The organism is Streptomyces sp. NBC_00259, from assembly GCF_036181745.1.
Classification (GTDB): domain Bacteria; phylum Actinomycetota; class Actinomycetes; order Streptomycetales; family Streptomycetaceae; genus Streptomyces; species Streptomyces pratisoli.
Map to the genome: position 1 here is coordinate 4,467,501 of NZ_CP108080.1, position 19,188 is coordinate 4,486,688.

General features: G+C 68.3%; 16 protein-coding genes and 2 rRNA genes (1 of these 18 cut by a window edge). 15 read left to right on the forward strand and 3 right to left on the reverse strand.

Annotated features, from left to right (window positions below; all coding sequences use genetic code 11):
* The 10 genes from OG766_RS20230 to OG766_RS20275 all read left to right on the forward strand — a co-directional run.
* A 23S ribosomal RNA gene (locus OG766_RS20230) occupies positions 1-2,688 on the forward strand (it extends 442 nt beyond the left edge of the window).
* An 86-nt stretch (positions 2,689-2,774) separates the two neighbouring features.
* Positions 2,775-2,891 (forward strand): 5S ribosomal RNA (gene rrf, locus OG766_RS20235).
* Between the two features lie 85 nt (positions 2,892-2,976).
* The gene (locus tag OG766_RS20240; RefSeq protein ID WP_266381237.1) at positions 2,977-3,621 is read left to right on the forward strand and encodes an HAD family hydrolase; all 645 of its coding nucleotides are present in this window, start codon (positions 2,977-2,979) and stop codon (positions 3,619-3,621) included.
* A 43-nt stretch (positions 3,622-3,664) separates the two neighbouring features.
* The gene (locus OG766_RS20245) at positions 3,665-4,906 is read left to right on the forward strand and encodes an MFS transporter (protein WP_328725921.1); all 1,242 of its coding nucleotides are present in this window, start codon (positions 3,665-3,667) and stop codon (positions 4,904-4,906) included.
* The gene (locus OG766_RS20250) at positions 4,857-6,032 is read left to right on the forward strand and encodes an acetoin utilization protein AcuC (RefSeq protein WP_266381239.1); all 1,176 of its coding nucleotides are present in this window, start codon (positions 4,857-4,859) and stop codon (positions 6,030-6,032) included. The genes OG766_RS20245 and OG766_RS20250 overlap by 50 nt, the downstream gene beginning before the upstream one ends.
* Before the next feature lie 116 nt (positions 6,033-6,148).
* Entirely contained in the window at positions 6,149-6,964 is an 816-nt protein-coding gene (locus OG766_RS20255; protein WP_266381240.1) for a phosphatase, read from the forward strand.
* A gap of 128 nt (positions 6,965-7,092) precedes the next feature.
* Positions 7,093-7,302: a helix-turn-helix domain-containing protein gene (locus OG766_RS20260; RefSeq protein ID WP_158687078.1), complete on the forward strand. Its 210-nt coding sequence runs from the start codon at positions 7,093-7,095 to the stop codon at positions 7,300-7,302.
* Positions 7,303-7,413: 111 nt separating this feature from the next.
* Positions 7,414-7,512, forward strand: coding sequence for a 30S ribosomal protein bS22 (locus OG766_RS20265; RefSeq protein ID WP_003948845.1), 99 nt, complete (start codon positions 7,414-7,416; stop codon positions 7,510-7,512).
* A 189-nt stretch (positions 7,513-7,701) separates the two neighbouring features.
* Entirely contained in the window at positions 7,702-8,772 is a 1,071-nt protein-coding gene (locus tag OG766_RS20270; protein WP_266381241.1) for an NAD-dependent epimerase/dehydratase family protein, read from the forward strand.
* Positions 8,773-8,787: 15 nt separating this feature from the next.
* The gene (locus OG766_RS20275) at positions 8,788-9,873 is read left to right on the forward strand and encodes a lysophospholipid acyltransferase family protein (protein ID WP_266381242.1); all 1,086 of its coding nucleotides are present in this window, start codon (positions 8,788-8,790) and stop codon (positions 9,871-9,873) included.
* Between the two features lie 102 nt (positions 9,874-9,975).
* On the opposite strand, the gene OG766_RS20280 is transcribed toward OG766_RS20275, so the two are convergent.
* The 3 genes from OG766_RS20280 to OG766_RS20290 form a co-directional block, all read right to left on the reverse strand.
* Positions 9,976-11,190: a DUF5667 domain-containing protein gene (locus OG766_RS20280; RefSeq protein ID WP_266381243.1), complete on the reverse strand. Its 1,215-nt coding sequence runs from the start codon at positions 11,188-11,190 to the stop codon at positions 9,976-9,978.
* A 289-nt stretch (positions 11,191-11,479) separates the two neighbouring features.
* Positions 11,480-12,325, reverse strand: coding sequence for an ECF subfamily RNA polymerase sigma factor, BldN family (locus OG766_RS20285; protein WP_266381244.1), 846 nt, complete (start codon positions 12,323-12,325; stop codon positions 11,480-11,482).
* A 452-nt stretch (positions 12,326-12,777) separates the two neighbouring features.
* The gene (locus OG766_RS20290) at positions 12,778-13,731 is read right to left on the reverse strand and encodes an HAD family hydrolase (RefSeq protein ID WP_266381245.1); all 954 of its coding nucleotides are present in this window, start codon (positions 13,729-13,731) and stop codon (positions 12,778-12,780) included.
* Positions 13,732-13,858: 127 nt separating this feature from the next.
* On the opposite strand from OG766_RS20290, the gene OG766_RS20295 reads away from it, so the two are divergent.
* The 5 genes from OG766_RS20295 to OG766_RS20315 all read left to right on the forward strand — a co-directional run bounded on the left by OG766_RS20295 (position 13,859) and on the right by OG766_RS20315 (position 19,178).
* Positions 13,859-14,134 carry a glutaredoxin family protein gene (locus OG766_RS20295; RefSeq protein WP_266381246.1) on the forward strand — a complete coding sequence of 92 codons (276 nt, stop codon included), beginning with the start codon at positions 13,859-13,861 and terminating at the stop codon, positions 14,132-14,134.
* A 274-nt stretch (positions 14,135-14,408) separates the two neighbouring features.
* Positions 14,409-15,194: a redox-sensing transcriptional repressor Rex gene (locus tag OG766_RS20300; RefSeq protein WP_266381247.1), complete on the forward strand. Its 786-nt coding sequence runs from the start codon at positions 14,409-14,411 to the stop codon at positions 15,192-15,194.
* Positions 15,191-16,546, forward strand: coding sequence for a glutamyl-tRNA reductase (locus tag OG766_RS20305; protein ID WP_266381248.1), 1,356 nt, complete (start codon positions 15,191-15,193; stop codon positions 16,544-16,546). The genes OG766_RS20300 and OG766_RS20305 overlap by 4 nt, the downstream gene beginning before the upstream one ends.
* Positions 16,543-17,523 carry a hydroxymethylbilane synthase gene (hemC, locus tag OG766_RS20310; protein ID WP_266381249.1) on the forward strand — a complete coding sequence of 327 codons (981 nt, stop codon included), beginning with the start codon at positions 16,543-16,545 and terminating at the stop codon, positions 17,521-17,523. The genes OG766_RS20305 and hemC overlap by 4 nt, the downstream gene beginning before the upstream one ends.
* Positions 17,520-19,178 carry a bifunctional uroporphyrinogen-III C-methyltransferase/uroporphyrinogen-III synthase gene (locus tag OG766_RS20315; RefSeq protein WP_266381250.1) on the forward strand — a complete coding sequence of 553 codons (1,659 nt, stop codon included), beginning with the start codon at positions 17,520-17,522 and terminating at the stop codon, positions 19,176-19,178. Before hemC ends, OG766_RS20315 begins: the two co-directional genes overlap by 4 nt.
* Positions 19,179-19,188 lie beyond the last annotated feature (10 nt).

Here is a 19,188-nt window from a genome sequence, read left to right on the forward strand (position 1 = left end):
GTTTGAGTTATTCCCAAGTAGCACGGGGCCCGAGAAATCCCGTGTGAATCTGGCGGGACCACCCGCTAAGCCTAAATATTCCCTGGTGACCGATAGCGGATAGTACCGTGAGGGAATGGTGAAAAGTACCGCGGGAGCGGAGTGAAATAGTACCTGAAACCGTGTGCCTACAAGCCGTGGGAGCGTCGCGCATCGAGTTTACTCGGTGCGTCGTGACTGCGTGCCTTTTGAAGAATGAGCCTGCGAGTTAGCGGTGTGTAGCGAGGTTAACCCGTGTGGGGAAGCCGTAGCGAAAGCGAGTCCGAACAGGGCGATTGAGTTGCACGCTCTAGACCCGAAGCGGAGTGATCTAGCCATGGGCAGGTTGAAGCGGAGGTAAGACTTCGTGGAGGACCGAACCCACCAGGGTTGAAAACCTGGGGGATGACCTGTGGTTAGGGGTGAAAGGCCAATCAAACTCCGTGATAGCTGGTTCTCCCCGAAATGCATTTAGGTGCAGCGTCGTGTGTTTCTTGCCGGAGGTAGAGCACTGGATAGGCGATGGGCCCTACCGGGTTACTGACCTTAGCCAAACTCCGAATGCCGGTAAGTGAGAGCGCGGCAGTGAGACTGTGGGGGATAAGCTCCATGGTCGAGAGGGAAACAGCCCAGAGCATCGACTAAGGCCCCTAAGCGTACGCTAAGTGGGAAAGGATGTGGAGTCGCAGAGACAACCAGGAGGTTGGCTTAGAAGCAGCCACCCTTGAAAGAGTGCGTAATAGCTCACTGGTCAAGTGATTCCGCGCCGACAATGTAGCGGGGCTCAAGCGTACCGCCGAAGTCGTGTCATTGCGGCATATACCCCCAACGGGCGATCGTGATGGGTAGGGGAGCGTCGTGTGCCGGGTGAAGCAGCCGCGGAAGCGAGTTGTGGACGGTTCACGAGTGAGAATGCAGGCATGAGTAGCGATACACACGTGGGAAACGTGTGCGCCGATTGACTAAGGGTTCCTGGGTCAAGCTGATCTGCCCAGGGTAAGTCGGGACCTAAGGCGAGGCCGACAGGCGTAGTCGATGGACAACCGGTTGATATTCCGGTACCCGCTTTGAAACGCCCAATATCGAATCAGACGATGCTAAGGCCGTGAAGCCGCCCCTGATCTCTTCGGAGTGAGGGGGAGTGGTGGAGCCGCCGGTCCAGATCTGTAGTAGGTAAGTGATGGGGTGACGCAGGAAGGTAGTCCAGCCCGGGCGGTGGTTGTCCCGGGGTAAGGGTGTAGGACGCACGGTAGGCAAATCCGTCGTGCATATAGTCTGAGACCTGATGCCGAGCCGATTGTGGTGAAGTGGATGATCCTATGCTGTCGAGAAAAGCCTCTAGCGAGTTTCATGGCGGCCCGTACCCTAAACCGACTCAGGTGGTCAGGTAGAGAATACCGAGGCGTTCGGGTGAACTATGGTTAAGGAACTCGGCAAAATGCCCCCGTAACTTCGGGAGAAGGGGGGCCATGTCCGGTGATGAGTCTTGCACTCTGAGCTGGGGGTGGCCGCAGAGACCAGCGAGAAGCGACTGTTTACTAAAAACACAGGTCCGTGCGAAGCCGTAAGGCGATGTATACGGACTGACGCCTGCCCGGTGCTGGAACGTTAAGGGGACCGGTTAGCTCCATTTCGGTGGGGCGAAGCTGAGAACTTAAGCGCCAGTAAACGGCGGTGGTAACTATAACCATCCTAAGGTAGCGAAATTCCTTGTCGGGTAAGTTCCGACCTGCACGAATGGCGTAACGACTTCTCGACTGTCTCAACCATAGGCCCGGTGAAATTGCACTACGAGTAAAGATGCTCGTTTCGCGCAGCAGGACGGAAAGACCCCGGGACCTTTACTACAGTTTGATATTGGTGTTCGGTTCGGCTTGTGTAGGATAGGTGGGAGACTGTGAAGCGGCACACGCCAGTATGGTTGTGGAGTCGTCGTTGAAATACCACTCTGGTCGTGCTGGATGTCTAACCTGGGTCCGTGATCCGGATCAGGGACAGTGTCTGATGGGTAGTTTAACTGGGGCGGTTGCCTCCTAAAGAGTAACGGAGGCGCCCAAAGGTTCCCTCAGCCTGGTTGGTAATCAGGTGTTGAGTGTAAGTGCACAAGGGAGCTTGACTGTGAGACCGACGGGTCGAGCAGGGACGAAAGTCGGGACTAGTGATCCGGCGGTGGCTTGTGGAAGCGCCGTCGCTCAACGGATAAAAGGTACCCCGGGGATAACAGGCTGATCTTCCCCAAGAGTCCATATCGACGGGATGGTTTGGCACCTCGATGTCGGCTCGTCGCATCCTGGGGCTGGAGTCGGTCCCAAGGGTTGGGCTGTTCGCCCATTAAAGCGGTACGCGAGCTGGGTTTAGAACGTCGTGAGACAGTTCGGTCCCTATCCGCTGTGCGCGTAGGAGTCTTGAGAAGGGCTGTCCCTAGTACGAGAGGACCGGGACGGACGAACCTCTGGTGTGCCAGTTGTCCTGCCAAGGGCATGGCTGGTTGGCTACGTTCGGGAGGGATAACCGCTGAAAGCATCTAAGCGGGAAGCCTGCTTCGAGATGAGGACTCCCACCTCCTAGAGAGGGTAAGGCTCCCAGTAGACGACTGGGTTGATAGGCCGGATATGGAAGCCCAGTAATGGGTGGAGTTGACCGGTACTAATAGGCCGAGGGCTTGTCCTCAGTTGCTCGCGTCCACTGTGTTAGTTCTGAAGTAACGAACACGCCGAGACCACCCCGTGGTCGGCCAGTTCACATCTTCATAGAGTTTCGGTGGTCATAGCGTTAGGGAAACGCCCGGTTACATTCCGAACCCGGAAGCTAAGCCTTTCAGCGCCGATGGTACTGCAGGGGGGACCCTGTGGGAGAGTAGGACACCGCCGAACAATTTTTGAGCCTCAACCCCCGGACCATGTCCGGGGGTTGAGGCATTTTTGCGTCCACTTGCAGTTCGTTTCCTAAGCTGTGCGTATGCGCTATGACCTGGTGATCTTCGACAACGACGGTGTGCTCGTCGACAGTGAGCCCATCTCCAACACCATCCTGGCCGGCTATCTGACCGAGTTGGGGCACCCCACCTCCTACGAGGACTCCCTGCGCGACTACATGGGTGCCGCTGTACACCGGGTGCACGACCTCGTGCTCGAGAGGACCGGGCGCCGGTTGCCGGCCGACTTCGACGAGACCCTGCATTCCCGCGTGTTCGCCGCCTTCGAGCGCGAGTTGGAAGCGGTGCAGGGGACGGACGCCGTTCTGGGCAAGCTGACTGCGGACGGGGTGGCCTACTGCGTGGCGTCATCGGGCAGCCACGAGCGGATCCGGGTCGGACACCGGAAGACCGGGATGGACGCGTGGTTCCGGGACGAGAACATCTTCAGCGCGCAGGACGTGGGCCGAGGGAAGCCGGCACCGGATCTCTTTCTGCACGCCGCCGAGCGCATGGGGGTGGCGCCGGAACGGTGTGTCGTGGTCGAGGACAGCCCGCTCGGGGTCGCGGCGGCCAGGGCGGCCGGGATGGACGTGTACGGGTTCACCGCGATGACGGCGGCGCGGAAGCTCGTCGGCGCCAACGGGTACTTCGTGGACATGGGGGAGTTGCCGGGATTGCTCGCGTGATCCATCTACCCATGGGTAGGTGAGCCGCTTACGCTGTGCGGCCATGACGGATGCGCGGTTGCGGCACGGTCGGGCCTCGTTGGCGCTGAGCTTCTTTGTCCAGGGCGTGACCTTTGCGCTGCTCGTGACCCGAATACCGGCCATTCAGGACCGGTACGGGATATCCGACGCGCTGCTGCCGCTGTTCCTGGCGGCCGTGCCGATCCTGGCCGGGGTCGGCAGCGTGGGCACCGAGAAGCTTGTCGCCCGGCTCCGGCCGGGTCTCGTTCTGCGGTGGTCGCAGCCGGTTGTGCTGCTCTCGCTGCTGGGTGTGGGGGCGGGCAGCGAGCTGTGGCATGTGGCCGTGGCGCTGGGCGCGTTCGGGCTGGCCGTCGGTGCCCTGGATGCCTCCATGAACATGCTCGGGGTGAGCCTGCAGCGCGCGTACGGGCGCAGCATCATGCTCGGCTTCCACGCCACGTACAGCCTCGGTGGGATCGTCGGTGCGTCGCTGGCCTGGGTCGGGGCGCACTGGGACCTGCCGCTCGTGGTGTCGTATCTGCCGGTGGTGGCCGTGCTGCTGCCGGCGGCGCTCGTCGGAAGCCGCTGGTACGTGGACGCGGACGAGCGGCGGGGTCGTGACGCGGAGCGGGCACCGGAGGGCCGGGGAGCGGGCGTCTCGTTCAGGCTGCTGCTGCCGCTGTGCCTGGTGATGACGTTCGCGTACATCGGTGACTCGACGGTCTCCAATTGGAGCGCGAAGTACCTTCAGGACGTCCTGGGGAGCTCGGAGGAGCTGGCGACGGTCCCGTACAACGCGTACATGGTGACGACGTTGCTGGGGCGGACCGTGGGGGATCTCGGCGTACGGCGCTTCGGGGCGGTGGCGGTCGTGCGGTGCGGGACGGTACTGGCCGCGGGCGGGTTCGCGGTGGTGGCGGTGGCTCCCGGGCCGTGGCTGGGGCTCCTCGGGTTCACCTTGCTGGGGCTGGGTCTGTGTGTGATCGTCCCGCAGACCTTTGCGGCGGCGGGGCGGCAGGCCGTTGAGAGCGGCAATCCGGGCGCGAGCGATGTGGCCGTCGCACGTCTGAACGTCTTCAACTATGTGGGGTTCTTGATCGGGTCGCCGTTGGTCGGAGCTTTGGGGGACACGTGGAACTACCGGGGAGCGATGCTCGTTCCGATGGTGTTGGTGCTTGTGACGTTGGTGTACGCCCGGTCGTTCGCGGCGGAGTCCGACCGATACGGTGGCGAGCATGAGCGGCCGCGCATTGTTGATGTGGGACGAAGCGGTAACGAAGTATGACTTCGGGGCCAGTCATCCGATGGATCCGGTTCGGCTGGCACTGACCATGGGGTTGGTGCGGGCGTACGGACTGGACCGCGCAGTGGATGTGGTGTCGGCGAAGCCGGCCGGGGAGTCGACGCTGCGACTGGTCCACCGTGAGGACTATGTGGCGGCGGTGCGAGCGGCCTCCGGGAACCCGCGGGCGGCGGACCAGTCGTACGGGCTGGGGACGATGGACGACCCGGCCTTCGCCGGTATGCACGAGGCGTCCGCGCTGATCGCCGGGCAGTCGGTCGGGGCCGCGGAAGCGGTGTGGCGGGGCGAAGCCGCGCACGCGGTGAACTTCGCGGGCGGGCTGCACCATGCGATGCCCGGGGCGGCCTCGGGATTCTGCATCTACAACGACGCGTCGTTGGCGATCGCGAGGCTGCTGGAGCTCGGCGCCGAGCGGGTCGCGTACGTGGATGTCGACGTGCATCACGGGGACGGGGTGCAGGCCGCGTTCTGGGACGACCCGAGGGTGCTGACGATTTCGCTGCACGAGCATCCGCGGATGCTCTTTCCCGGGACGGGATGGCCCGAGGAGACGGGCGGGTCGGGGCCGGCCGAGGGCTCGGCCGCGAATGTGGCGCTGCCCGCGGGCACCGGCGACGAGGGCTGGCTGCGCGCGTTCCACGCGGTCGTGCCGGAGCTGCTGGCGGACTTCCGGCCGCAGGTGCTGGTGACCCAGCACGGGGCGGACACGCACTTCGAGGATCCGCTGGCACATCTTGCGGTGTCGCTGGACGCTCAGCGGCTGGTGCAGGAGGCGTGTCACGAGCTCGTGCACGAGTACGTCGAGGGCGGCCGGTGGGTCGCACTCGGCGGCGGCGGATACGCGGTGGTGGATGTGGTGCCGAGGTCCTGGACTCATCTGGTCGGGATCGCGGGGCATGCGCCGGTGGATCCCGAGTCGGTGATCCCGGCGTCGTGGCGGGACGAGGTGTACGCGCGGACGCGGCAGTTGGGGCCCGGGCGGATGACGGACGGGCGTACCCCCGGCTGGCGGTCCTGGGAGGACGGGTACGACCCGGCGGACCGGCTGGACCAGGCGGTGCTGGCGACGCGGCGTGCGGTGTTCCCGCTGCGCGGAATGCTGGCCTAGCCTCGGCCGACCGCTGTGTCCCACCGCGCCCGGAGCGTATCGCTCGTTACGCCGACTGTGCGGATTTGCCGGGGTTTTTGAGGTGAGGTCCCGGGCACTGCGGGAGCATCGGCGGTGTGTTGAGCAGGGGAGCGTTGCGGGCGCATTTGTTGGCGGCGAGGCTGGCCGGTCCGGTGGCCACGTCGCGGGAGGAGAGTCTGCGGAGCTATCGGCTGTTCGCGGCCCGGGACCCGCGGGTCACGCTCGGGCTCGACCCCGAATGGGCATGGGGCGAGCGGGATTTGATCGCGCTGATGGCCGACAAGTGCGGGGTCTCCGGTGACCCGGATCATGTTTCCGGCCAGGATGTGATCGATCCTGAACGCACCTTGAGCGGGCTCGACGCGTTCGCCGAACGGCTGGCGACGGTGGCCCGGCACAGGGGAGCGGTGCTGATCGGGACCGGGCATCCGCACCGGCTGCTCGGGTTCTACGCCGAGCTGGCAGACGCTCTGTCGGCGGCGGGCTGTCTCGTCCTCACACCCGCGCAGGGGCGATGTATCGACATAACGACCCGGTTCGGGCTACGCACGTACAACCTCGAGTACGTACGAGGAGTTGCGCTGGTGCGGGAACCCGGCGTACGGGAAACCGGGTGTGAGACCGGCGTGCACACCCATTCACCCCTGCCGGTTCGGATCGCGCTGGAGGGGGTGGCCGAGGCGGGGAGCCCCGTGCCCGAGCTGGTCATCGGCGACCATGGCTGGGTCTGCGGCGCAGGTCAGCTCGGTTTCGATGCCATCGGCCTGGCGGATACGGACGATCCCGCGCTGTTCGTCGGCGAGGCCGAGGGGCGGGTGTCCGTCGCCGTTCCGCTTGATGACGCTGTGCGGTCCGATTACTACCGGCCGCTTACTCGCTATGTACTCAATCGAGCGTGTCTGTCACAGTAAACGACCGATGGCTGCTCCTCTTCCCCACTCGCATCACCCGCCCCTAGTCTGGGGAGTGAGCGCACCGCGACGAAGAGTCACCGGAGGGGAAGCCGGTGTGCGTCGTGTGCGGAAGGTACAGGTGGGTCATGGCTGCTGGCGAGAGGCCTCTCAACGAGGTCAAGTTCCTGACCGTGGCGGAAGTCGCCTCGGTGATGCGCGTGTCGAAGATGACCGTGTACCGCTTGGTGCACAGCGGTCATCTGCCGGCGATCCGGGTGGGCAGGTCCTTCCGGGTCCCGGAGCAAGCGGTTCACGAGTACCTCCGCGAGTCCTTTGTGGGGGTCGAATCGGCCTGAGGCTCCCCTCGGATTACAAGCTCGGAGCTCGTGCCGGTAGGCTAGGCCGACGTAGGTCGTGTGGGCCCAGACAGCCCCGCACCGAGTGAAGAGAAGTGAGCGAGGGTAGTCGTGGGCTCTGTTATCAAGAAGCGGCGCAAGCGGATGGCGAAGAAGAAGCACCGCAAGCTGCTCAAGCGCACGCGTGTTCAGCGTCGCAACAAGAAGTAAGCGGCACCTGTCCGCAGTGCCGTGGCCCTTTCACCCGATGGTGAGAGGGCCACGGTGCGTTCTGGACGTTGAACCGTCGATGTCGTGCGTTGGGACCAAAGAGCCGTGAAGAAGGCCCTGCGGTCATCACAGCGCAACATCAACCCGCTACGGTGACGCATAGCCAGGACCGAACGGAAGGCGCTGATCTTGGGCAAGGTCGTGCTCGTCACCGGTGTGGCCCGGCAGCTCGGGGGCCGCTTCGTACGCCGCATCCAGCGGGACCCCGAAGTGGACCGGGTGGTGGGCGTCGACGCGGTGACTCCCGAGCACCCACTCGGCGAAGCCGATTTCGTGCGGGCCGACATCCGGCAGCCCGCCATAGCCCGAGTACTGGCCGAGCACGCCGTCGACACCGTCGTCCACATGGACGTCACGGGCACGCCCCTCGGGGCCGGCGGCCGCACGTCGGTCAAGGAGACCAACGTCATCGGCACCATGCAACTGCTCGGGGCCTGTCAGAAGTCGCCGACCGTCCGGCGCCTGGTCGTCAAGTCCAGCACGAGTGTGTACGGCTCCGCGCCGCGGGACCCGGCCGTCTTCACCGAGACCACGCCGCCCAAGTCCCTGCCGAGCGGCGGCTTCGCCAAGGACGCGGTGGAGGTCGAGGGGTACGTACGCGGCTTCGCGCGCCGCAGGCCGGATGTGGCCGTGTGCGTGCTGCGCTTCGCGAACATCCTCGGACCGCGGGCCGACTCCCCGCTCGCCGACTACTTCTCGCTGCCCGTGATGCCGACCGTCCTCGGCTACGACCCGCGGCTGCAGTTCGTGCACGAGGACGACGTCATCGAGGTGCTGCGGATCGCCTCCCACGAGCCCCGCAGGGGAACGCTGAACAGCGGCACCTTCAACGTCGCGGGCGACGGCGTACTGCTGCTGTCGCAGTGCTCGCGCAGGCTCGGCCGCCCCACGGTGCCGGTGCTGCTGCCGGCCGTCACCTGGGTCGGTTCGGCGCTGCGCACGGTCGGCGTGACCGACTTCTCGCCGGAGCAGATCCGGCTGCTCACCCACGGCCGGGTCGTCAGCACCGTCCAGATGCGCGAGACGCTGGGCTTCGCCCCGGCCTACACGACCGCGGAGACCTTCGCCGACTTCGCACGCAGCCGTGGACCCGGCCTGCTGCCGCCGGAGGCCCTTGCGAGGGCGGTCGACAGGGTAGCCGCCCTGCCGCTGGCCGGTGGCGCCAGGACCGCCGACAGCACCACTCAGAGCGCCGGATAAGGAGCGCAAGCAACGATGGCGGACGCCAAGGTCATTCCGTTCGACGACGACCGGTCGCGCAACGGCGCGCCGCAGCGCTCGGTGCGGCGCCGTACGGGGGCGGGCCGGCGGAAATCCGTGGCCGAGTCCGCGCGTGAGATCCCGGTCGGGTCCGTCCCCGGACAGCTGGGCGGGGAGCGGGCGGCGCCGGGCGATGCCGCTGCCGGTGACGCCACGGACCCCGTGACGGCGTCCGAAGGGGCGTCGCCCGTGCCGGGCGCCGGCGGCTGGGACGAGCGCATCGCGGGCGGGCTGGCGTTCCTGCGGCGCCGGCTCACCGGTGACTACGACGTCGACGAGTTCGGCTACGACAAGGAACTCACCGACCAGGTACTCATGTCGCTGCTGCGGCCGATGTACGCGAAGTACTTCCGCGTCGAGGTGAAGGGCATCGAGAACATCCCGTCGGAGGGCGGGGCGCTCGTCGTGGCCAACCACTCCGGGACCCTGCCGCTGGACGGGCTGATGATGCAGGTCGCCGTCCACGACAACCATCCCGCCGGGCGGCATCTGCGGCTGCTGGCCGCGGACCTGGTCTTCGTCCTGCCGGTGATAAACGAGCTGGCGCGGAAGGCCGGGCACACGCTGGCGTGCACGGAGGACGCGGAACGGCTCCTGCAGCAGGGCGAGGTCGTCGGCGTCATGCCGGAGGGCTTCAAGGGCATCGGGAAGCCCTTCAGCGAGCGCTACAAGCTGCAGCGCTTCGGGCGGGGCGGCTTCGTCTCGACGGCGCTTCGGGCGGGGACGCCGATCGTGCCCTGCTCGATCGTCGGGGCGGAGGAGATCTATCCGATGATCGGTAATGCGAAAACGCTGGCGCGGCTGCTGGGGTTCCCGTACTTCCCGATCACGCCGACGTTCCCCTGGCTCGGTCCGCTGGGGGCGGTGCCGCTGCCGACGAAGTGGACGATCCAGTTCGGTGAGCCGATTCCGACGGACGGCTATCCGCCGGAGGCGGCGGAGGACCCGATGCTGATGTTCAACCTGACGGACCAGGTGCGGGAGCAGATCCAGCACACGCTGTACAAGCTGCTGGTGCAGCGCAGGTCCGTCTTCTTCTGAGCCGGGGGGAGCCCCGGTTCGCAGCCCCGGACGCCAGCACAAAGGGAGGGGGAGGGATACGCGGTGAGCGTATCCCTCCCCCTCCCTTCGCCTTTCAGCGGCCTACGGCATGTCCTCGGTGTCGATGCCCAGGCCCGGCAGCAGCCCGGGCAGCAGCGGCGGGATCGTCACATCCGGCACGGGATCGGCCGGATCCGGAAGTCCTCCGGACGGAGACGGGGACGTGCTGTTCTGCGGGGGGTCGAGCAGGCCTCCGGTGTTGCCACCGAGCAGCCCGTCGTCCTCCGAGGCGCCGGAGCCGGACGGCTGGGGCCGGTTGCTCCCGTCCGTCCCGCCCTCGGACGGCAGGGACGGCGACGGGTCGTACTTCCCCGAGGGACCCGAGGAGTCCTGCGGGGTCGATCCGGGCTGCTGGGATCCGCCGCGCTCGGTCTCGGGAGCGACGGGCAGCAGCGACCGGAGCGGTCCGACCTCCTGGTCTATGGCGTCGAAGACCGAACTCACCTCGTCGCGGACGTCGGTGAGCTGGGCGGGGAGACGATCCCGCAGCCCGTTCCACGTCTCGCGGTGGGAGGTGGAGAAGGAGGACAGCGTGGCGATGGGGGCGAGTGAGCCGTCCCGCTCGTACGCCTGGTGGAGCAGGCGGTGGCCCTCGGACGCGTCGTGGCGCATTCCGCTGAGGGCCCGTCTGACCTCGATCACCGACTCGTGGTCCAGCTCGCCGGCTCTGCCGCGTTCCATGAGGCGGCGGGCTTCGCTCAGCCTGGTCGAGGCCTGGTCGAGATAGATCTCGCCGCGGTCCGCGTCGTCGTCGGCCATGCCGAGCTTGAGGTCCTCCATGCCCCGCTTGAGCCCGTACAGGGAATCACCGGGGAGGGCGTCCGAGCTGGCGGCGGCCACTCCTCCGAAGGCACCGGCCGCCACTCCGACGGTGAGTCCGCCGGCCGCGAGGCCCTTGGACCAGCGGGAGCGCGGACGCAGTTTCCGCAGTGGTGAGGCCCGGTGGGCGCCGCGGCGGGAGGCCCGCTGCTCCGGCACCGTAGGACCTCTGGACGCACCGCTGTCCGCGGCGGTGCCTTCCAGGAGCATCGCTTCCATGGCGGCCACGAGCTGGGCTCGCTGCACCACCTTTACCTCGGGATCCAACTCCGGCTTCGGCAGTTCACCGAGGCCGTTCGCCAGGGCCACCAGCCGCCCTTGTCCGGCCGGTTCGGCCGGATCCTCGGGCTGCTCGGCCGCCGTACCCCGGAGCGTCTGATTCTCCAGGGCCTGGGCGAAGGCGTTCGCCCGCCGGTGCGCCGAAACGTTCGCGATCACTGGCGGCACCTCCTCTCGTCATGACGGTCGACTCCCCGGGGGGTCCGGAAGGTTGCACGCCTTGAGCACATCCACACAAAAGAGTGAGTGGCTGCGGGCATGGCGTGACCGCAGGGAGCCTGCATTCCGCACAACGAGCGGCTCGGCGATTGGGTTACGCGCGGAGGATGATCGGACCAGTGCGTCATCAAGGGCTCACGGATGGTGAGTTGAGGGTGGACGGGCCGGGGACTGGGCGCGTGGGGGAGGTGTGGGGGTGTGGGGGACACGAAGGGGACGGGACCGGTGGTCAGCGTGCGTCGTCGGGAAGGAGCCGGGCCAGTGTGCGCACGGCACGGTACTGCAGGGTCTTGATCGCGCCCTCGTTCTTCCCCATCACCCGCGCGGTCTCGGCGACCGAGAGGCCCTGGAGGAAGCGCAGGGTCACGCACTCCTGCTGCTGTGGATTGAGTTTGCGGACCGCCTCCAGCAGTGAGGCGTTGGACAGCGATTCGAGGACCGAGTCCTCGGGACTGCGCTCGACCTCGTTGGCGTCGAGCATCTCGCCGGTGGTCACTTCCAGTCGGAAGCGGCTCGACTTGAAATGGTCGGCGACCAGATTGCGGGCGATGGTGACCAGCCAGGCGCCGAAGTCGCGGCCCTGCCAGGTGAAGGTGGAGATGCGGCGCAGGGCGCGCAGGAAGGTCTCGCTCGTGAGGTCCTCCGCCGTCGCCTTCCCGCCCACGCGGTAGTAGATGTAGCGGTAGACGGTGTCGCTGTACTGGTCGTAGAGCCTGCCGAAGGCTTCGGCCTCGCCGGCCTGGGCGCGCTCGACGAGCTCCATCATGCGTGCGCTGTCGCTGTCGGCGACAGGGCGGCGGGCGGTGGTCGAGGTGGCGGCGTGCCGTCCGCCCCGTCTGCCCGTCTCACGGCCGTCTCCCGGCCTCCCGCCGTCGACGACGCTGCTGCGCGCCGGCACCTTCTCGATGCCGTCGGTCAGGGCGTAGCAGGGGCCGGCCGGGCCGAGAGCGGCAGGGCTCGGCACGGCGAAGGCGGGGCCGGCGTACGCGGTGGGGACGAAGCCGCGCAAGTGGTCGAGGACCGTTGCGCGGAGCGTAGCCAGGCCCGAGGCGTCAACCCCGACGTGTGGGTACACGGGACTCCCAGAGGCAGAGCTTCCATCACGTTCAGTACGGGGACGTTCACTCGTCGTGGCGACGGGTGGGGTCCCTAATGCGTCTGAGGAGAATAACGCTTCGTACAGGCAGTGCTACACCCAGTTGCTCAAATCATCGAATCCGTCGCTTCTGTTACGGCAATGCAGCGCATCCAGTCGCAGATTGTGATCGCTTGCTGATCGGATTACTTCGTCATCTGCTGCGGGGTGTGATGGGTTGTGCTCATGTGGGTGCATCCGGACTGGCGGGCGGCCCAGAGGGGTAGGGGGCCCGGAATGCCGCGTGCCGGGTACGGCGCGCCGTCGTCCGGAGCTGAAACCGTCCCCCGGAGCCGTCGCCCGTGGTCGGAGCATCGAGGCCCGGAGCATCGAGGCCCGGGCGTCGGAGTCCGGCTGCCGGACTCCGACGGGCGCGCGCTACCGCCGGGTCGTCAGCGCCTGCGCCGGTGCAGCGCCACGGCCGCGGCCGTACCGCCCGCGATCGCCCCGACACCCGCGGCGGCCGGGATGCCGACCTTGGCGGCCTTGCGGCCGGTGCGGTAGTCGCGCAGCCGCCATTCCCGCTCGCGCGCGTGCTTGCGCAGCTTGGTGTCCGGGTTGATGGCGTACGGGTGCCCGACGAGGGAGAGCATCGGGATGTCGTTGTGCGAGTCGCTGTACGCCGCGCACCGCGTCAGGTCGAGGTTCTCGGCGCCCGCCAGGGCCCGTACCGCCTCGGCCTTCGCCGGGCCGTGCAGCGGCTCGCCGACGAGCTTGCCGGTGTAGACGCCGTCGACGGACTCGGCGACCGTGCCGAGCGCGCCGGTCAGCCCGAGCCGGCGGGCGATGATCGTCGCGGTCTCGATGGGCGCGGCGGTGACGAGCCACACCTTCTGGCCCGCGTCGAGATGGGCCTGGGCGAGGGCGCGGGTGCCGGGCCAGATGCGATCCGCCATGTACTCGTCGTAGATCTCCTCGCCGATCGACATCAGCTCGGAGACACGGTGACCCTTGACGATGGACAGCGCGGACTCGCGGACGTCCTGCATGTGTTCGGGGTCCTCGACCCCGGCGAGCCGGAACCACGTCTGCTGCCAGGCGAACCTCGCCAGCTCGCGGCGCTGGAAGAACTTCCGCTTGTACAGGCCACGCCCGAAGTGGAAGATCGCGGCGCCCTGCATGACGGTGTTGTCCAGGTCGAAGAAGGCTGCGGCGCTGACGTCCCCGACGACGGGGAAGACGGGCTCGGCCGGCGCGGCGCCCGCCGCGTCCGCCCGTGCCTGAGCGGAGTCCGCTTCGTACTGCTGCGAGGTCTTGCGCGCTGCCTCGGCGGCGGCCTCGCCTGCGAGGACGCTCCGTGCGGTGGCGGAGCGCCTACGGGGGGTGAGCCATCCCAGTGCGGCCATGTCGTGAGCATAGCCAGTCTGTTCGGTACTTCCTGACTCGCCGGGATGCGAAGGCGTGAACTCTCCGGGGCCGGATTGTTAAACGGGCCGTTCGGGCGGATGCGGGGACGGGCGGAGAATGGGGGGCATGAGTCCTCTGCTGCGGCGTACGAAGAAGAAGGCCGACGAGCGCGTGGTGACCCTGATCGGGAAGCCCGGGTGTCACCTCTGTGACGACGCGAGGTCCGTGGTCCAGGAGGTGTGTGCCGAGACGGGCGCGTCCTGGGAGGAGAAGGACATCACGCAGGACGAGGAGCTGCACCGGGCGTACTGGGAGCAGATCCCGGTGGTGCTGGTGGACGGGGAGCAGCACACCTTCTGGCGGGTGGACGCCGGCCGGCTCCGTCGCGAACTGGGGCAATGACCCGAAAGGCGGTTACCATCGTGGGCGTTTTGTTGGGGTCTCGGGGGCGTGGCCGTAAGGAGTGTGTACCGCTTTGCCCCCTTCGGGTTTTCAACGGACAGGAGCGGTCCGCGGTTCCGGATTCGCGCGATCCGCTCGCGTGACCCCGGTCACTTTGCACGGACAAAGCGGACACCATCTTTGTGCACGCGTTCACAAAGACATAGCCTGCATTCGACGGGGCGGTCGTGGGACGCATGGCCGCCTGCAGCCTCGCTCATCCCGCAGGAGCACCGTGGCAACTGGCCGAACCCACCGACCGGCGACTCGTAGCCGAGGAATCCCCGAGGCCACCGTCGCCCGGCTTCCGCTGTACCTCCGCGCGCTGACCGCGCTGTCGGAGCGCTCGGTGCCGACGGTCTCCTCCGAGGAGCTCGCGGCCGCCGCGGGAGTCAACTCCGCGAAGCTGCGCAAGGACTTCTCCTACCTCGGTTCCTACGGGACCCGTGGCGTCGGCTACGACGTGGAGTACCTCGTCTACCAGATCTCCCGTGAGCTCGGCCTCACCCAGGACTGGCCGGTCGTGATCGTCGGTATCGGTAACCTCGGCGCCGCCCTCGCCAACTACGGCGGGTTCGCCTCCCGTGGCTTCCGGGTCGCCGCGCTGATCGACGCCGACCCCACGATGGCCGGCAAGCCGGTCGCCGGGATCCCCGTCCAGCACACCGACGAGCTGGAGAAGATCATCTCGGACAACGGCGTGTCCATCGGGGTCATCGCGACCCCCGCGGGCGCCGCCCAGCAGGTGTGCGAGCGGCTCGTCGCCGCCGGTGTCACCTCCATCCTGAACTTCGCGCCCACCGTCCTCTCGGTGCCGGACGGTGTGGACGTACGCAAGGTCGACCTCTCGATCGAGCTGCAGATCCTCGCCTTCCACGAGCAGCGCAAGGCCGGCGAGGAGACCGACGCCGAGGCCGACGTCGAGACGGTCGTGCCGCCCGTCGCCACCCGTGCACCCGCCACCGGGGCCGCAGGCCGGAAGGGACCCGACGGGGACGTGCCCGCCGTGATGCCGGCATGAGCCTCCTGGTCGTCGGACTCAGCCATCGCAGCTCGCCGGTGAGCGTGCTGGAGCGGGCCTCGCTGTCCGTGGACGCGCAGAACAAGCTGCTGCAGGACACGCTCGCCGCGGAGCCCGCGGCGGAGGCGGCCGTCCTCGCCACCTGCAACCGCATCGAGCTCTACGCCGACGTGGACAAGTTCCACGCCGGTGTCGCCGAGCTGTCCACGCTGCTGTCCCAGCACAGCGGGGTCGGCCTGGAGGAGCTCACCCCTTATCTCTATGTGCACTACGAGGACCGGGCCGTCCACCACCTGTTCTCGGTGGCCTGCGGGCTGGACTCGATGGTCGTCGGCGAGGGCCAGATCCTCGGCCAGATCAAGGACTCCCTCGCGCTCGGCCAGGAGCTGCACACGGCGGGCAGGCTGCTGAACGACCTGTTCCAGCAGTCGCTGCGGGTCGGCAAGCGCGCCCACAGCGAGACCGGGATCGACCGGGCCGGGCAGTCGCTCGTGACCTTCGGCCTCGAGCAGCTCGCCGACGGCACGCCCACCGATGCCTGGGCGCGCGGCAAGCGGGCGCTCGTCATCGGCGCGGGCTCGATGTCCTCGCTCGCCGCCGCGACGCTGGCGCGGGCCGGGGTCGCCGAGGTCGTCATCGCCAACCGCACGCAGGAGCGTGCCGAGCGGCTGGTGCAGATCCTCACCGAGCCCGGCGGTACGGGCGTGGCGGCCCGGGCCGTCGACATGGCCGCGGTCGGCACGGAGCTGACACGTGCCGATGTCGTCGTCTCGTGCACCGGGGCGACCGGCCTGGTGCTGAGGGCCGACGTGGTCGAGGCCGCGCTGAAGGACCGCGAGGAGCCGCTCGCGCTGCTCGACCTCGCCATGCCCCGGGACATCGACGCCGCGATCCACCGGCTCGACGGGGTCCGCCTCATCGACATCGAGTCGCTGGCCGAGGCGTCCGCGGACGCCCCGATGGCCGCCGACGTCGACCAGGTGCGCACCATCGTCGCCGACGAGGTCGCCGCCTTCGGCGCCGCCCAGCGCGCCGCGCACATCACCCCGACCGTGGTCGCCCTGCGCACCATGGCCGCCGATGTCGTGGCCGGTGAGGTGGCCCGGCTCGAGGGCCGGCTGCCCGACCTGGACGAGCGGCAGCGCGCCGAGATCGCCCAGACCGTGCGCCGTGTCGTCGACAAGCTCCTGCACGCGCCGACCGTGCGCATCAAGCAGCTCGCCGCCGAGCCCGGCGGCGCCGGGTACGCGGACGCGCTGCGCACACTCTTCGACCTCGACCCGGAGACGGTCGCCTCCGTCAGCCGGGCCGACGTGAACGACGCCGACATCAAGAACCGAGGGCGAGTATGACCACCGAGAGGGCATGGGGGACCGAACGGCCCCTGCGGCTCGGAACCAGGCGCAGCAAGCTCGCCATGGCCCAGTCCGGGCAGGTGGCGGAGGCGGTACGGCAGTTGACGGGCCGTCCCGTCGAGCTCGTCGAGATCACCACGTACGGCGACACCTCCCGGGAGCACCTGGCGCAGATCGGCGGCACCGGTGTGTTCGTCACCGCGCTGCGCGACGCGCTGCTCGCGGACGAGGTCGACTTCGCGGTGCACTCGCTGAAGGACCTGCCGACCGCGCAGCCGGACGATCTGGTGCTGGCCGCGATCCCGAAGCGCGAGGACCCGCGTGACGTGCTGATCGCCCGGGACGGGCTGACGCTGGACCGGCTGCCGCACGGCGCCCGGATCGGCACCGGCTCGCCGCGCCGGACCGCGCAGCTCAACGCGTACGCCCGCTCGCACGGGCTGCGGATCGAGACCGTGCCGATCCGCGGGAACATCGACACCCGCATCGGTTTCGTACGGAACGGGGAACTGGACGCGGTGGTTCTCGCCGCGGCCGGCCTGAGCCGTATCGGACGGACCGACGAGGTGACCGACTTCCTGTCGGTCGACTCGGTCCTGCCCGCCCCCGGCCAGGGGGCCCTGGCAGTGGAGTGCACGGCGGCCAACGCCGAGCTCGCCGCCACGCTCGCCGAGCTCGACGACCCGTACACCCGGGCCGCCGTGACCGCCGAGCGGACCCTGCTCGCCGCCCTGGAGGCCGGCTGCAGCGCACCTGTGGGCGCGCTGGCCGACCTGCTGGCCGACGGACAGGTTGTTCATGAGATGCGCCTGCGGGGTGTCGTCGGTACGACCGACGGATCCACGCTGGTGCAGCTGTCCACCACCGGTCCCGTGCCCTCGTCGCAGGACGAAGCCGTGGCGCTCGGTCGCGAACTCGCGGCCGAGATGCTCGCCAAGGGTGCGGCCGGTCTTATGGGGGAGCGAGCACTTTGAGCCCCACCACCTCGAACGTTCCGGCCGGTCCCGTACACGGGCAGGTCACCTTCCTCGGCGCCGGTCCCGGTGACCCGGGTCTGCTGACGCTGCGTGCCGTGGAGGCGCTGGCGGGCGCGGACGTACTGATCGCCGAGCCGGATGTCCTCGACGTCGTCCGCGGGCATGCCCGCGCCGGTGTGAGCACGCCTGAGCTGACGGTGGTTGACGATGCGTCAACAACCGCCGGTGTCCCGGTGTTGAGGGACGCGGCCAATCTTGTCATGGAGGCCGCGAGGGGCGGCAAGCGGGTCGTCCGTGCGGTGAGCGGTGATCCCGGGCTCGACAGTGACACGGGCGCGGAGATGCTCGCCTGTGCCGCCGAGGGCATTCCCTTCGAGGTCGTGCCCGGTGTCGCGGCGGCCGTGGGCGTGCCCGCCTACGCCGGTGTGCCGCTGCGCGACGCGCAGGGTACGGACGTCAGGTTCATCGACGCCCGCTCGGCGGACGCGCGGTGCTGGACCGAGGTCGGCGCCTCGGACGGGACCGTCGTCGTGTCCACGACGCTCGACGCGGTGGCGTCGGCGGCCGGTGAGCTGGTGACCGCCGGGCGCAAGCCCGACACCCCGCTGACGGTGACGGTCGCCGGTACGACGACGCGGCAGCGGACGTGGAACGCGACGCTCGGCACGATCGCCCAGGTCTTCAAGCAGGGCAAGGTGCTGCCGTCGCCCGAGGGCCACCGGCCCGTCATAGCCGTGGTCGGTGAGCGCAGTTCCGCCGCACAGCGCGACCAGCTCGCGTGGTTCGAGTCCAAGCCGCTGTTCGGCTGGAAGGTCCTCGTACCGCGGACGAAGGAGCAGGCGGCCTCGCTCTCCGACCAGCTGCGCAGCTATGGGGCCGTGCCGCACGAGGTGCCGACGATCGCCGTCGAGCCGCCGCGGACGCCGCAGCAGATGGAGCGCGCGGTCAAGGGTCTGGTGACCGGCCGCTACGAGTGGATCGCCTTCACCTCGGTCAACGCCGTGAAGGCCGTGCGCGAGAAGTTCGAGGAGTACGGGCTCGACGCCCGCGCCTTCGCCGGGATCAAGGTCGCGGCGGTCGGCGAGCAGACGGCGCGCTCGCTGATCGAGTTCGGCGTCAAGCCGGACCTGGTGCCGAGCGGTGAGCAGTCGGCCGCCGGTCTGCTGGAGGACTGGCCGCCGTACGACCCCGTCTTCGACCCGATCGACCGGGTGTTCCTGCCGCGGGCCGACATCGCCACGGAGACGCTGGTGGCGGGCCTGATCGAGCTGGGCTGGGAGGTCGACGACGTCACGGCCTACCGGACCGTGCGGGCGTCGCCGCCGCCGGCGGAGACCCGGGAGGCGATCAAGGGCGGTGGCTTCGACGCTGTGCTCTTCACCTCGTCGTCGACGGTGCGGAACCTGGTGGGTATCGCCGGGAAGCCGCACAACGTGACGGTGATCGCGTGTATCGGCCCCGCGACCGCGAAGACGGCGGAGGAGCACGGGCTGCGGGTGGACGTCCTGTCGCCCGAGCCGTCGGTGCACAAGCTGGCGGCGGCGCTGGCGGACTTCGGGGCGCGGCGTCGGGAGGCGGCGCGTGAGGCCGGCGACCCGGTGACGCGACCGAGCGAGCGCCGGCCGGGGGCGCGCAGGCGTCGTACGACGTAGGTGTGGTGCG